Raw genomic sequence first — 14,057 nt, forward strand, 5'->3', positions numbered from 1 at the left:
GCTCGGAGTACCCCCTGATTCACTTACGGCTGCCACCGCGCGCCACACGCGCCGCTCTCAATCGAAGCGCAGCTTAGGTCATCAATTCGACGTTCCTGTCGGATACAACCTACCCAGACTTCATAGCGCCTTCGACGTTCAGCCCGGCACGGTGATTATGGTGGCCGTGAACGGCCCCAGCCTTGGCGAGTACATCCGCGCGCCGGCTTCGCCTTGCTCGTCATCCGGCGTCGCGGCCGTCTGCGATCAGATTTATGCCACTTGAAACGAACCCGCAGGTCGGTCGCACCGCGCACAGCAGGCTTTCGCTAGTTTCACCTTATTCAAACGCCATTCCATGTAACTGAATCTAGGTCTATGCACGTATATCTGATTCACTGACCTCTCAAATAATGGCTTGGTGTAGCAGCTATTTTCCAAAGTCGAAGAAAATCGCACGGCATCGTGACGCAGATCATCAAGAACCGGCGCGTCATAGCGCTAGCCGCGCACGATATCATACAGACTACGACGTTGCGGGACTTAGCCTCATCGTTGCTCATCGCTTGGGCGACTCGTTCTCGGTTGATTTTCGCCTCAGTACGGCCTTAGCGGCCGAGCATCCGTTCCGGCTCAGGTAAGGCCGCTTGCTCGCCCTCCACCAGCACGCGACGCCGCAGCAGCGCCTCGGGCATCTCGGCGCGGATAAAGCCGAGCAGCGCCTCGCGCACGTCGCAGCGCAGGTCGAACGCGGTGGAGGCGTCGCGCGCGGTCATCAGCCCGCGCAGCTCGATCGAGCCGTCGGGCTTGGTGTCGGTCACCTGCAGGTTCCAGAAGCGCTTGTCCCAGCGCGGGTTGCCCGTGACGATCTCGCCGAGCTTGGCGCGCAGCCGCTCGACGTCCACCGCCGGGTCGAGATACCAGAACACGCTGCCCAGCAGCGCGCTCGACTGGCGCGTCCAGTTCTGGAAGCTCTGCTCGAGGAACTTGGAGACGGGCACCACCAGCCGGCGCTCGTCCCAGATCTTGACGACGACATAGGTCAGCCGGATTTCCTCGATCCGCCCCCATTCGCCGTCCATGATCACCACGTCGTCGATGCGGATCGGCTCGGTGAAGATCATCTGGAAGCCGGCGATCAGGTTCTTCAGCGCGGGCTGCGCGGCGGCGCCCACTGCCAGCCCGGCGAGCCCCGCCGAGGCCGCCAGCGTCACCCCGAGGCTGCGCACGCTCGGGATCGTCATCAGCATCGTGCAGATCGTCACCAGCAGGATCAGCGAGACGATGATCTGGCGCAGGATGCCGAGCCGGGTGCGGCGGCGCCGCGCGCGCAGATTGTCCTCCACGCTGATGTCGGCGCGGCGCATCATCACGTCGATCACCGTCCCGATCGCGACGATGGCGCACCAGCCCATCAGGCCGGGGACAAGCAGCGCGGCAGCACGTGCCCACAAGGTCGCGGCGCCGCGCGTCAGGTCGAGCGCGGGCTGCACCGCCGCCAGCGCGATCGCGATCAGCAGCCAGCGCAGCAACTTGCGCACGCGCTCGACGAACACGGCCGCGGTGCTCTCGGGGCGCGCGCGGGTGGCGCGCCGGGCCACCCAGACGATCACGCGGTGCGCCACCACCGCCAGCGCCACCGCACCCACGACATAGGAGAGACCGAGCAGCCAGTCCGGCATCTCGCGCGTCCACGCGTGCAGCGTTCGGGTCAGCGCGGCCATCGTTGCTCCTCGGGGTCGCGTGGGTGATCCGGGGGCGTAACGAGGGCGCACCGGCGGGCGTTCCCTTGTCAACAGGGACGACTGCCGAAGCGGGCTCGCTGCCGCGTGTCCGGGATGACGCCCGCTTCGCGAGGGCGGCGGTGCCAAGGTTCCTTTCTTCCTCTGGCCCGACGAAGGCCGGAGCTCAGGCGGAAGGCCGTGGTGGCGCTCATCGACGTCACCCCGCTGATCCCCGGCCGTCGCCGGGGCACGCGTGAACATGCTATCGCCGCGCCCCGCGTTGACCGCACCTAGTCTCAGCTGATATCGTCTCACGAGATACCATTGCGAGGCCGACCATGCAGCATATCGACGTCAATCCGATGGGGCTCGATGGTTTCGAGTTCTGCGAGTTCACCGCGCCCGACGCCGACGCACTGGCGGCGCAGTTCGAGGCGCTCGGCTTCGTCGCCACCGCGACTCATCCCACGCGCGCGCTGACCCGCTACCAGCAGGGCCGCATCAACCTGCTCATCAACCGCGAGGAAAGCGGCCATGCCGCGGACTTCCGCGCCGCGCACGGCCCGTCGGCCAGCGCGATGGCGTTCCGGGTCCAGGACGCGCGCGCCGCCTATGACGCCGCGATCGGCCGCGGGGCGAAGCCGGCGCCGGCGGGCCGGGCGCTCGACGACGTCCCAGCGCTCGAGGGGATCGGCGGCTCGCTGCTGTACCTCGTCGACCGCCACGGCGCGGCGGGGTCGATCTACGACGGCTGGGATCCGGTGCCCGGCGCGGTCGAGGCGATGGCGGCGAACGACGTCGGGCTCGACCTGCTCGACCACCTCACCCACAATGTCCGCCGCGGGCAGATGCGCGTGTGGGCCGAGTTCTACGGCCAGATCTTCGGCTTCGAGGAGCAGAAGTATTTCGACATCAAGGGCAAGGCGACAGGGCTGTTCAGCCAGGCGATGATCGCGCCCGATCGCGCGATCCGCATCCCGCTCAACGAGAGCCAGGACGACAAGAGCCAGATCGAGGAGTTCATCCGCGATTACAACGGCGAGGGCATCCAGCATCTCGCGCTCACCACCGATGACATCTACGCCACGGTGGAGAAATTGCGCGCGCGCGGCGTGAAGCTGCAGGACACGATCGAGACCTATTACGAACTGGTCGATCAGCGGGTGCCGAACCACGGCGAGGACCTCGAGCGGCTGCGCAGGAACCGCATCCTGATCGACGGCAACGTCGGCGAGGAGGGGCTGCTGCTCCAGATCTTCACCGAGACGATGGTGGGGCCGATCTTCTTCGAGATCATCCAGCGCAAGGGCAACCAGGGCTTCGGCAACGGCAATTTCCAGGCGTTGTACGAGTCGATCGAGCTCGACCAGATCCGCCGCGGGGTGATCACCGTGGATGCGTGAGGCGGCGGGTGAAGGCGGGTGGCGAGGAGCGGGCGCGTCTTCTAAATCGACGCCACCGCTTCTCTATCACCGTCATCCCCGCGCGGGCGGGGATCCAGACGCGCTGGCGCCGCGCTTCTTGCACCGTCGTCGGCGTTTATGGATCCCCGCCTTCGCGGGATGACGGAGGACCCGTGACAACCATCGAGAGGAGCGGCGCATGAGCGACTATATCCCCGGCTTCGGCAATCATGTCTCGACCGAGGCGGTGCCCGGCGCGCTGCCGATCGGGCGCAACTCGCCGCAGAAGCCCGCCTTCGGCCTCTACGCCGAGCAGCTCTCGGGCACCGCCTTCACCGTGCCGCGCCACGAGAACCGCCGCTCCTGGCTGTACCGGCTGCATCCCACCGCCGAGCATCCGCCATATCGCCGCTACGACGGCGCCGCGCGCTTCGCCCCCGCCAACGACGCCGCGCCACTCGCGCCCAACCGGCTGCGCTGGGACCCGCTCCCCGCGCCCGACGCGCCGACCGACCTAGTCGACGGCCTGGTGACGATGCTCGCCAACCGCGATCCCGCCGAGCTTGAGGGCGTCGCGCTCCACGTCTATGCCGCCAACCGCGACATGACCGACCGCGTCTTCATGGACGCGGACGGCGAGCTGCTGTTCCTGCCCCAGGCGGGCCGACTGCGGCTCGACACCGAGCTCGGCCGCGTCGAGGTCGCGCCCGGGCAGGTCGCGCTGGTGCCGCGCGGCGTGCGCTTCCGCGCCACGCTGCCCGACGGCGAGGCCAGCGGCTATGTCGCGGAGAACCACGGCGCGCTGTTCCGCCTGCCTGATCTCGGCCCGATCGGCGCCAACGGTCTCGCCAACCCACGTGACTTCGAGACGCCGGTGGCGCGCTACGAGGATGAGGACCGGCCGACCGAGGTGGTGCAGAAATTCCTCGGCACGCTGTGGACCACCACGCTCGACCACAGCCCGCTCGACGTGGTGGCATGGCACGGCAACCTCGCGCCGTGGCGCTACGATCTAGCGCGCTTCATGACGATCAACACGGTCAGCTTCGACCATCCCGACCCGTCGATCTTCACCGTCCTCACCAGCCCGAGCGACGTGCCCGGGCGTGCCAACGCCGACTTCGTGATCTTCCCGCCGCGCTGGATGGTGGCGGAGGACACGTTTCGCCCGCCATGGTTCCACCGCAACGTGATGAGCGAGGCGATGGGGCTGATCACCGGCGCCTATGACGCCAAGGCCGAGGGCTTCCGCCCCGGCGGCGTGTCGCTCCACAACATGATGGCCGGGCACGGGCCGGACTTGGCGAGCTGGCGCGGCGCCTCGGAGGCTGAGCTCAGGCCGCACAGGATCGAGGGCACGATGGCGTTCATGCTGGAGAGCTGCTGGCCTTACCGTCCGACCGCGCACGCGCTCGCCCACGCGCAGCTCGACTATGACGCGGTGTGGAAGGACTTCCCCAAGGCGCAGGTACCGCCGCGCGGATGAGCGAGGGAGCGCCAGCGGGCGCGCGCGTGGAGGCCACGCCGCCGGGGGTGACGCTGGCACCGCTCACCGCGATCGCTGACGGCGCCGCGCGCAACTTCGTGCTCCAGCTGCGCGCGGGGCGCTTCCACGGCTTCGTGGTGCGGCGCGGGGATGCGGTATTCGGCTATGTCGACCGCTGCCCGCACGCCGGATTGCCGCTGGCGCAGCGGCTAGACGACTATGTCGCCGCCGGGCACGTGCGCTGTGCGTGGCACGGCGCGCTGTTCCGCGCGGAGGACGGCATCTGCGTCGCGGGGCCGTGCGTGGGGGCGCGGCTGGCGGCATGGCCGGTGACGGTGCGCGACGGAGTGATCGTGACGGGGTGAGGCTGAGCCGGGTGATCGACTCTCCCTCACCTTCAAGGGAGGGTCGGGGTGGGGCGTTGCCGCGAGCGACCGTCCGCGGATAGGCCCCACCCCCAACCCGTCCCCTGAAGGGGAGGGGAGCGTGAAAATGGGTCCTGTCCAAGGACACGGCGCGAGGAGAGCGTCACCTGCTCCGCGGAGAACCGCCTCACCCGCCCCGGAAGCGCAGCCCCAGCCACAAGGTCCGCGGCGCTGCGCGCTCCACCACGTCGGCGCCGCTGATGCCCGCCTCGACGCGCTCGTCGAAGAGGTTCTCCGCGCGCGCTTCCACCGCGATCGTCCGCGTCAGCGGCAGCGCGAGATAGCCGTCGAGCGTGGTCGCCGGCGCCAGCGCGCGCAGGTTCTGGTCGTCCTCGAACTGGCGCGCGACGTGGCGCAGCGTGGCTGACGCGGCCAGCCGGTCGCGCCGCCAGCCGAGCGTCGCGGAGAGCTGGTCGAGCGGCGTCTGCGCCGGGCGCAGTCCGTCGAGCGCAGCGGCCGCGCCGCTCGCCGACACGCGCGGGTCGACGTGGCTCCACGAACCCGAGGCGGTCACCGCGCCGAGCGTCCAGCGCGCGTCGAGCTCGACCCCGCGCGAGCGGATCGAGTCGAGGTTCTGGCGCACGCGATACGCTCCCGCGACAAAGCCGACCCAGGGGAAGGTCCCCGGGCCGTTGCCGGCGGTGACGTTGGCGATGGCGTCGTCGAGCCGGTTCCAGAAGACGGTGGCAGTCAGCGCCACGCCGCCGAGCGGCGTCACCGTCACGCCACCGTCGATGCCGGTGAGCGTCTCGGGCGACAGCGCCGCATTGGCGGCAGTGGCGTCGGCGCCGACGCGGAACGGGCGGTAGAGCTCGTTGAGCGTCGGCAGCCGCCAGCCGCGATAGCCCGCTGCGCGGAACGTCACCGCGTTGACCGGCGCCCAGGCCGCTCCGACCCGCCCGGTCGCCTCGCTGCCGCTGCGGTCGGCGAAGCGCGCGTCGGTCAGCGCCGCGCCCGCCGCCAGCGGGGTCTCGCGCAGAAAACCGTTGTCGATCTTCCACCAGTCGACGCGTCCACCCGCGGTGAGCGTCAGCGTGCCGAGCGTCGCGCTGGCGTCGGCGAAGGCGCCGAGCGTTCGCTGGTCGCCACCGGCGACGCGGCGGCGCGTCGGCGCGGCGTTGACGAAGGTGTACAGCTCCTGCGTCCGCCCGCTGACGTCGCGCCACTCCGCGCCGAGCCGCAGCTCGCGCCCCTCGCCCACCGGTGGTGCGATCTCGAGCCGCGCGCCGGTGCCGGTCGCGGGCGTGTTATACTGGTTCAGCGTCTCGGTCGCGCGGGTGCGCGCGGCGTCGACGCTGGCGAAGCGCGACGCGAAGGCGCGCGTCTGGAGGTAGGCCAGAGCGGTGAAGCCCCAGGTGCCTCGTCCGACCAGGCGCAGGCTGGCGTCGGCGCCCTCGCTGCGATTGTCGGTGAAGGCGGTGCCGCGCTCGCGCGTGTCGGTAAAGGCGGAGACATTGGCCTGGAGCTCGACCGCGGGCGCCAGCGCGATCACCCCGCGCACCGCGCCCGAGGCCTGCTCGTACGGCGCCGGCCGGTCGGCGGGGCCGCGGTCCTCGCGCACCGTGGGGGTGAAGCCGTCGCCGCGCTGGTACGCGCCCGAGATCGTGGCGAAGCCCAGGCCGCTGGTGAGCGTCGCCGAGGCATTGGCGTCGACCGAGTCGCGGGAACCATAAGCGACCGACGCCGTCACCGGGGCGAGCTGGCGCGGGTCGGCGCTCTCCAGCTCGACCGTGCCCGCCAGCGCGCCCGCGCCGAGATAGCCGCTGCCGCCGCCGCGCGTCACGCGCACGCGGCCGAGCCGGTCGGTGGCATAGGCCGGGAACGGCACCCAGCCGCCGAACGGGTCGGTCTGCGGCACCCCGTCGAGCAGCAGCAAAGCCCGGCTCGACGCGTTGCCGCCGATGCCGCGCAGGCTGATGCCCTGGCTGGTCGGATTGGCCGAGCGCGAGTCGGATCGGCGGAACTGCTGCAGCCCGGCGACGTCGGCGAGCACGCTCTCGAGTCGGTCGCTCGCGTTGGCGCGCAGTCGGTCCTGATCGATCGTGACGATCGAGAAGGCGCGATCGCCCGCGCGCTCGTCGAGCCCGCGGCCCGTGACGACGACGTCCGCTTCGGGGCCGGCGGCGGGGGCGTCCTGCGCCGCGGCCGGGGCGGAGGCGAGAATGGCGGCGGGGATCAGGAGCTTGCGCATGGGCGCCGGGCGTAGCGGAGCAAGCAGTGGGGCGCGAGGGCGTATTGGTTGATCGGGATCGTGCGCGGCAAGGTCGCGCGGTGGTCGGTTGACACCCTCGACCACTTCCGCGACGGAGATGATACAACATATCGGATATCCATTGTGACCCGTCGTCCTACTGCCCTGCTCTCCTCTGCCCTGCTCGTCGTCACCCCCGCCACCGCCGAGCCTGCCATGGAGCCGCCGGCAGTGACCGACGCCGAGCGCGACGACACCGAGGATTCGCCGGCCGGCGACATCGTCGTGCTCGGCACGCGCCGCGCCCCCGCCGACGCGGCGCTCTCCTCCGGCGCCGCGACCGAGCGGCTCTCGCCCGCCAGCCGCGCGATCGAGCGCGACCTGCTCACCGCGGCGGGCACCTACCGCCTGTCCGACGCGCTGGAGCTGGTCAGCGGCGTCAGCCAGCAGAACAACCGCGGCGGCGTCATGGACAATTTCGCCATCCGCGGCTTCCTCGGCACGCCCGACGGCGGCGCGGAATATTATGTCGACGGCTTCCTCGCCAACCGCGGCATGGCGCCGCCGCGCGATCCCGCCACCACCGAGCGGATCGAGCTGCTCAAGGGTCCGGCCGGCGCGCTGTTCGGCGACATCGATCCCGCGGGTCGCGTCAACCTCGTCAGCAAGACACCGGCGTTCTCCCCGGCCGCCTCCGCCACCCTCGGGGTGGGCTCGTTCGGCACCCGTCGCGCAGAGCTGGACGCGACCGCGCCGCTCGCGCCGACGCTGGCCGCGCGGATCGTCGTCGCGGCGGAGGAGTCGGACGGCTGGCGCGACAGGGTCGACCTCAGCCGCCGCACCGTCGCGCCCTCGCTGACGTGGCGGCCGGGCGCGCTCGCGCTCACGTACGTCGGCGAGATCACGCGTTTCGATACGCCGTTCGACCGCGGCGTCCCGGCGATCGACGGGGACGCCAACGCCGCGCCGCGGGCCGCCTTCTACGGCGAGCCCGGCGACGGCGTCACGCGCTTCCGCAACCAGCGCCACCAGCTCACCGCCGACGCCGCACTGGGCGACGGCTGGGCGCTGACCGCGGGCGCGGCGTGGCGCACCGGGACGCTCAAGGGCTTCTCCTCCGACGCGGCGCGGCTGGTCGGCGAGCGGCTGTGGCGCCAGCGCCGCTCGCGCGACTTCGCGGTGGACGATGGGTCGGCGCGCGCGGAGCTCAGCGGCCGCCTCGGCCGCCACCGCCCGGCGATCGGGGTGAAAGGCTATGTGCTCGACTATGCCGAGCGCTGGATGCGCCGCAATCCGAGCGCCGCCGCGCCCTATGCGGTCGACGTGCGCGCGCCCGTCTACGGGCAGGCGCCGCCGGTGCTGCTGCCCTTCACCAACAATCGCGAGAAGCGCTGGGCCGGCACGCTCTACGTCCAGGACCTGTGGGACGCGACCGACCGCCTCGCGCTGTCGGGCGCGGCGCGGCTCGACGCCTATCGCCAGCGCATCCGCAACAACAATACCGGCGCGACCGGTCGCGCGATCGGCACGCCGCTGAGCCTGCGGGTCGGCGCGCGCTACCGCCTCGACGACACGGTCGCGCTGCACGCGAGCTGGGGCGAGAACATGGTGCTCAACTCGGGCACCGACCGGTTCGGTCAGGGCTTCGCGCCCGAGGAGGGCAGCGGCTACGAGGCGGGCGCGTCGGTGCGTCGCGGCGGGCTCGAGCTGACGCTGAGCTGGTTCGACATCCGCAAGCGCGGCATCCTCACCACCGACCCGGTCGACGCCAACTTCCTCGCCCCGGTGGGCTCGCTGCGCAGCCGCGGGATCGAGGCCGACGCCGCGCTGCGCGTCGACGATCGCTGGCAGCTGGTGGCGCATTACGCCTGGACGCGCGCACGCGTCGACGACAGCGGCTTCCCGACCGAGCGCGCGCTCAACGTGCCCGACCACGGCGCCGGGCTGTTCGCGCTCGGCCGCTTCCTTGACGCGGGAGGACGCGGCGCGTCGCTCAGCGCGGGAGTGAGCTACGTCGGCGCGCGCGCGGGCTCGATCGAGCGCGACTATGTCGTGCTGCCGGCCTATGTGAAGGCCAAGGCAGCGGCGGAATATGCTTTGTCGCCGCGGTGGAGCGTGCGCGCCGAGGCGGACAATCTGTTCGACGCGCGCTACGCCGCCAGCTCGTACAGCCGGGTGTGGATCTATCCGGGCGCGCCGCGCACTGTTCGCGTGGGGCTGCGCATCACGGGGTGAGATCGAGGTACGTCTACGCCTCCTCGCGCTCCAGCAGCCACGCCACGATTCGCTCCGCCGCCGCGTCGGCGCTCTCCGCCGCGGTGTCGACGCGCAGCTCGGGCGCCTCGGGCGGCTCGTAGGGGCTGTCGATCCCTGTGAAGTTCGCCAGCTGGCCGGCGCGCGCCTTCGCATACAGGCCCTTGACGTCGCGGGCCTCCGCCGCCGCCAGTGACGTGTCGACATGGACCTCGACGAACTCGCCCTCGGGCAGCATCGCGCGCACCATGTCGCGCTCGGCGCGGAACGGCGAGATGAAGGCGGTCAGCACGATCAGCCCCGCGTCGGTCATCAGCCGCGCCACTTCGCCGATGCGGCGGATGTTCTCTACCCGATCGGCGTCGGTGAAGCCGAGGTCGCGGTTGAGCCCGTGGCGCACGTTGTCGCCGTCGAGCAGGAAGGTGTGGCGGTTCATCCGCGCCAGCTTCTTCTCGACCAGGTTGGCGATGGTCGACTTGCCCGCCCCCGACAGGCCGGTGAACCACAGGACCGCGGGCCGCTGATTCTTGAGCGCCGCGCGCTTCTCACGCGAGACGTCGGTCGGCTGGCGGTGGACGTTGCTGGCGCGGCGCAGCGCGAAGCGGATCATCCCCGCCGCTACGGTGGCGTTGGTCGCCTTGTCGATCAGGATGAAGCCGCCCAGCTCGCGGCTCTGCTCATAGGGCTGGAACACGATCGGCCGGTCGAGCGACAAGGTCGCCACGCCGATCGCGTTGAGCTCCAGCGTGCGCGCCGCGGTCTGCTCCAGCGTGTTGACGTTGACCTGATATTTGGGCTGGCGCAGCACCGCCGAGGCGCTCTGCGTGGCGAGCTGGAAGGCGTAGCTGCGCCCCGGCAGCATCGCCTCCTCCGCCATCCACACCAACGTCGCCTCGAACTGGTCCGCCACCTCGGGTGGATCGTCCGACGCGGCGATGACGTCGCCGCGCGAGCAGTCGACCTCGTCGGCGAGCGTCAGCGTCACTGCCTCGCCCGCCTCCGCGCGGTCGCGGTCGCCGCCGAGCGCGACGATGCGCTTGACCGTCGTGGTGCGCCCCGAGGGGACGATCCGCACCGGGTCGCCGGGGCGCACCGCGCCGCCCGCGATCGTGCCGGCGAAGCCGCGGAAGTCGAGGTCGGGGCGGTTGACCCATTGCACCGGCAGGCGGAACGGCGCGCGCGCGGCACGGTCGGCGTCGACCGGCACCTGCTCGAGATGCTCGATCAGCGTCGGGCCGTCATACCAGTCCATGTACTGGCTGCGCGTCGCGATATTGTCGCCGCCCAGGCCGGAGACCGGGATGGCGCGGAAGTCCGTGATGCCGATCTCGCTGGCGAAGGCGCGATAGGCGAGACGGATGCGATCGAACGCGCCCTGGTCGTAGTGGACAAGGTCCATCTTGTTGATCGCCAGCACGACATGGCGGATGCCGAGCAGCTGCGCGAGATAGGAGTGGCGCCGCGTCTGCGTCAGCACGCCTTTGCGCGCGTCGACCAGGATCACCGCGAGATCGGCGGTGGAGGCGCCGGTGACCATGTTGCGCGTGTACTGCTCGTGGCCGGGCGTGTCGGCGACGATGAACTTGCGAGTCTCGGTGGCGAAGAAGCGGTAGGCGACGTCGATCGTGATGCCCTGCTCGCGCTCGGCGGCGAGCCCGTCGACCAGCAGCGCGAAGTCGATGTTGCCGCCCTGCGTGCCGACGCGCTTGGAATCATCCTCGAGCGCGGCGAGCTGGTCCTCGAAGACGTGCTTGCTGTCGTAGAGCAGCCGCCCGATCAGCGTCGACTTGCCGTCGTCGACCGAGCCGCAGGTGAGGAAGCGCAGCAGCGACTTCTCCTCGTGCCGCGCGAGATAGGCGGCGACGTCGGCGCGAATCAGCGCGTCGGGCTGGTAGCTGGTCATGCGCGGAGTTCCGAGTTGCCAATCCGCGTCGCCCGAACCCCCATCAGAAATACCCCTGCTGCTTCTTCTGCTCCATGCTCGCGCCGGCGTCCTGGTCGATGGCGCGGCCCTGGCGCTCGCTGGTGGTGGTGAGCAGCATCTCGCGGATCACGTCGTGCAGCGTCGCCGCCTCGCTCTCCACCGCGCCGCTCAAGGGATAGCAGCCGAGCGTGCGAAAGCGGATCGAGCGCTCCACCGGCACCTCGCCGGGCGCCAGCGGGAAGCGCTCGTCGTCGACCATCAGCAGCAGCCCGTCGCGCTCCACCGTCGGGCGCGGCGCGGCGAAATAGAGCGGCACGATCTCGATCTTCTCGCGCGCGATATATTGCCACACGTCGAGCTCGGTCCAGTTGGAGATCGGGAAGACGCGCATGCTCTCGCCCTTGGCGTGGCGCGCGTTGTACAGCTGCCACAGTTCGGGGCGCTGCGCCTTGGGGTCCCAGCGGTGCGTCGCGCTGCGGAAGGAGAAGATGCGCTCCTTGGCGCGGCTCTTCTCCTCGTCGCGGCGCGCGCCGCCGAACGCGGCGTCGAAGCGGTGCAGGTCGAGCGCCTGCTTGAGCCCCTCGGTCTTCCACAATTCGGTGTGGAGCGCGCCGTGATCGAACGGGTTGATCCCACGCGCCAGCGCCTCGGGGTTGCGGTGGACGATCAGCTCCATCCCCGCCTCGCGCGCGGCACGGTCGCGCAGCGCGTACATTGCCTGGAACTTCCACGTCGTGTCGACGTGGAGCAGCGGGAACGGCGGCGGCGCGGGATAGAAGGCCTTGCGCGCGAGGTGGAGCATCACCGCGCTGTCCTTGCCGATCGAGTAGAGCATCACCGGCCGCTCCGCGACCGCGACCACCTCGCGCAGGATATGGATGCTCTCGGCCTCGAGCCGGTCGAGGTGGGTCAGCGTCATCGTCGGGCGGCTCTCAGCGGAGGTAGGGGCGCAGCGGCGCGGGCTGGTAGCCGCCGGTGGCGACGAAGCCGGCGTTGCGATAGCCCGGCTTGCCGTAGGTGAAGGGCGCGCCGTCGACGTCGAGCGTGCGCCCGCCCGCGGCGCGCAGCACCGCGTCGCCCGCGGCCGTGTCCCACTCCATCGTCGGCCCGGTGCGCGGGTAGACGTCGGCCTCGCCGCACGCCACCAAAGCGAACTTGAGGCTGGAGCCGACCGCGACGCGCTCGCTCACCCCGCCCGCGTCGAGCCATTCGTCGAGCCCCGGCATGGCGTGGCTCTTCGACGCCACCGCACAGGGTTTGCCGCCGCACGTGCGGACGCGAATGAGCTGTGCCGTGCCGCGCGGGCCGCCCGGCGCGCGCGCCGCCGTCCAGGCGGCGTCCTGCGCCACGTCGCCCCAGTAGAGCGTGTCGCGCGCGGGGGCATAGACCACGCCCATGGTCGGCACGCCGCGCTCGACCAGCGCGATGTTGACGGTGAAGTCGTCGCCGCGGCGGACGAACTCCTTGGTGCCGTCGAGCGGGTCGACCAGGAAGAAGGCGTCGGCCACCGCTGGGATGTCGCCCGCCGCGGCCTGCTCCTCGGCCACCACCGGGATCGTAGGGGCGACGACGGCGAGCCCGGCGAGGATCGCCGCCTCGGCGTCGCGATCGGCGGCGGTGACGGGGCTCTCGTCGCTCTTGTGCATCACCGCGCAGCCGGCGGTGAAGTGGCGCCACACGATATCGCCCCCCGCCTCGGCGAGCGCGACGATCGCGGCGAGCAGCGCGGGACGGTCGGTGATGTCGGTCATGGGCATTGTATGTGGCGTGGCACGCGCGCCGCGACCAGCAAGAATAAGCGCGATCCTCCGCAAGTTGGGGTTGGGCGGCGGCGATAGGGCGGGCGGGGTACGCCGTTTGGAAGCGGCGGGGGCGGAATGAGCGGGGCTGCGCTCGAGCCGCGCGGGCGCCAGAGGGTTAGGTCGATTGCGCCAATCTGAGAGTTATTCTCAGGAGCGCGCCGACTTTGGACCGCGCGCCCGTCCTAATATGAGACCAAGTAGGACGAGGCATTGCCCCTCCCGCTCGATGTCACACCCTTCTCGCAACGGAGGCGCACGTGAAGCACAGCATGATGATCAATATGGCAGCGGCCCTGTCCCTGGCGGCGACGCCGGCCACGGCCAGTATCTCCGCCAGCTATGGTTCGGACACACAGACGCCAGCTATCGGTGATTCGAACGACTTCTTTGAAACCGATTATTTTAGCGTACCCAGCAGCGTTCCTGATAGCGGCTCAATTGACCACGTCACCTGGGCGGTAGGAGATTACGGCCTTAGCAACGACTCAATAGCAGTCGAGTTGTGCGTGAAAGGTGAAGGATCGAGCGGATGCACGGGCGATTTCACCGACTACAAAGGCAGTACGAGCCAATTTTCAGGACGAAAAGCAACAACAGTTTTTTATCTTAAAATCAAGATCAAAACGGATGTTTATCAGAGATTTCAATCAAACTACACCTCAAGGCAGCAGACCCGTCTAGAAGTATATTACTGACACTAATTTTCGTAGCACGGGAGCGGGGCGTGCTCCGCCCCCGTGCTCGCGTAGAGAGAGTTTATGAAAATTAGCCAAGCTCATAGCCTTTCACCGACTATCGCACCGCTCCATACCTCCAGCATTAGAGAAGTGCTCAATACGCGAAGAATAATCGCAAACACCGATTCCCAGA

The 14,057-nt window shown here is 70.0% G+C and carries 10 protein-coding genes; 5 read left to right on the forward strand and 5 right to left on the reverse strand.

Annotated features, from left to right (window positions below; genetic code table 11):
- Positions 1-587: 587 nt before the first annotated feature.
- On the reverse strand, positions 588-1,703 hold the full coding sequence (locus KZ820_RS08070) for a mechanosensitive ion channel family protein (RefSeq protein WP_258047787.1): 1,116 nt from the start codon (positions 1,701-1,703) through the stop codon (positions 588-590).
- 338 nt (positions 1,704-2,041) lie between these two features.
- Here KZ820_RS08070 and hppD point away from each other — a divergent pair, with 338 nt between their 5' ends.
- From hppD to KZ820_RS08085, 3 genes are all read left to right on the forward strand, one after another.
- Entirely contained in the window at positions 2,042-3,106 is a 1,065-nt protein-coding gene (gene hppD / locus KZ820_RS08075) for a 4-hydroxyphenylpyruvate dioxygenase (protein ID WP_219748004.1), read from the forward strand.
- A 199-nt stretch (positions 3,107-3,305) separates the two neighbouring features.
- Positions 3,306-4,592, forward strand: coding sequence for a homogentisate 1,2-dioxygenase (gene hmgA / locus KZ820_RS08080; protein WP_219748005.1), 1,287 nt, complete (start codon positions 3,306-3,308; stop codon positions 4,590-4,592).
- The gene (locus KZ820_RS08085) at positions 4,589-4,957 is read left to right on the forward strand and encodes a Rieske (2Fe-2S) protein (protein ID WP_219748006.1); all 369 of its coding nucleotides are present in this window, start codon (positions 4,589-4,591) and stop codon (positions 4,955-4,957) included. The genes hmgA and KZ820_RS08085 overlap by 4 nt, the downstream gene beginning before the upstream one ends.
- Positions 4,958-5,144: 187 nt before the next feature.
- On the opposite strand, the gene KZ820_RS08090 is transcribed toward KZ820_RS08085, so the two are convergent.
- A complete protein-coding gene (locus KZ820_RS08090; RefSeq protein ID WP_219748007.1) occupies positions 5,145-7,208 on the reverse strand; it encodes a TonB-dependent receptor in 2,064 nt (687 codons plus the stop codon).
- Between the two features lie 144 nt (positions 7,209-7,352).
- On the opposite strand from KZ820_RS08090, the gene KZ820_RS08095 reads away from it, so the two are divergent.
- Complete coding sequence (locus KZ820_RS08095; RefSeq protein WP_308462160.1) at positions 7,353-9,443, forward strand: TonB-dependent siderophore receptor; 2,091 nt, start codon at positions 7,353-7,355, stop codon at positions 9,441-9,443.
- 13 nt (positions 9,444-9,456) lie between these two features.
- Here KZ820_RS08095 and cysN read toward each other — a convergent pair whose 3' ends face one another.
- From cysN to cysQ, 3 genes are read right to left on the reverse strand one after another with little or no spacing between them, the layout of a single operon-like run.
- Entirely contained in the window at positions 9,457-11,364 is a 1,908-nt protein-coding gene (cysN, locus tag KZ820_RS08100; protein WP_219748008.1) for a sulfate adenylyltransferase subunit CysN, read from the reverse strand.
- 43 nt (positions 11,365-11,407) lie between these two features.
- Complete coding sequence (gene cysD, locus KZ820_RS08105) at positions 11,408-12,304, reverse strand: sulfate adenylyltransferase subunit CysD (protein ID WP_219748009.1); 897 nt, start codon at positions 12,302-12,304, stop codon at positions 11,408-11,410.
- Between the two features lie 13 nt (positions 12,305-12,317).
- Positions 12,318-13,136: a 3'(2'),5'-bisphosphate nucleotidase CysQ gene (gene cysQ, locus KZ820_RS08110; RefSeq protein ID WP_219748010.1), complete on the reverse strand. Its 819-nt coding sequence runs from the start codon at positions 13,134-13,136 to the stop codon at positions 12,318-12,320.
- Between the two features lie 308 nt (positions 13,137-13,444).
- Here cysQ and KZ820_RS08115 point away from each other — a divergent pair, with 308 nt between their 5' ends.
- A complete protein-coding gene (locus KZ820_RS08115) occupies positions 13,445-13,882 on the forward strand; it encodes a hypothetical protein (protein WP_219748011.1) in 438 nt (145 codons plus the stop codon).
- The last annotated feature ends 175 nt before the right edge of the window (positions 13,883-14,057 follow it).

The organism is Sphingomonas citri (assembly GCF_019429485.1).
Lineage (GTDB): Bacteria > Pseudomonadota > Alphaproteobacteria > Sphingomonadales > Sphingomonadaceae > Sphingomonas > Sphingomonas citri.

Excerpts from the sequence above, each read along its gene's own strand:
- KZ820_RS08070 (WP_258047787.1), bottom strand. The coding sequence starts at position 1,703 with ATGGCCGCGCTGACCCGAACGCTGCACGCGTGGACGCGCGAGATGCCG.
- hppD (WP_219748004.1), top strand. The coding sequence starts at position 2,042 with ATGCAGCATATCGACGTCAATCCGATGGGGCTCGATGGTTTCGAGTTC.
- hmgA (WP_219748005.1), top strand. The coding sequence starts at position 3,306 with ATGAGCGACTATATCCCCGGCTTCGGCAATCATGTCTCGACCGAGGCG.
- KZ820_RS08085 (WP_219748006.1), top strand. The coding sequence starts at position 4,589 with ATGAGCGAGGGAGCGCCAGCGGGCGCGCGCGTGGAGGCCACGCCGCCG.
- KZ820_RS08090 (WP_219748007.1), bottom strand. The coding sequence starts at position 7,208 with ATGCGCAAGCTCCTGATCCCCGCCGCCATTCTCGCCTCCGCCCCGGCC.
- cysN (WP_219748008.1), bottom strand. The coding sequence starts at position 11,364 with ATGACCAGCTACCAGCCCGACGCGCTGATTCGCGCCGACGTCGCCGCC.
- cysD (WP_219748009.1), bottom strand. The coding sequence starts at position 12,304 with ATGACGCTGACCCACCTCGACCGGCTCGAGGCCGAGAGCATCCATATC.
- cysQ (WP_219748010.1), bottom strand. The coding sequence starts at position 13,136 with ATGACCGACATCACCGACCGTCCCGCGCTGCTCGCCGCGATCGTCGCG.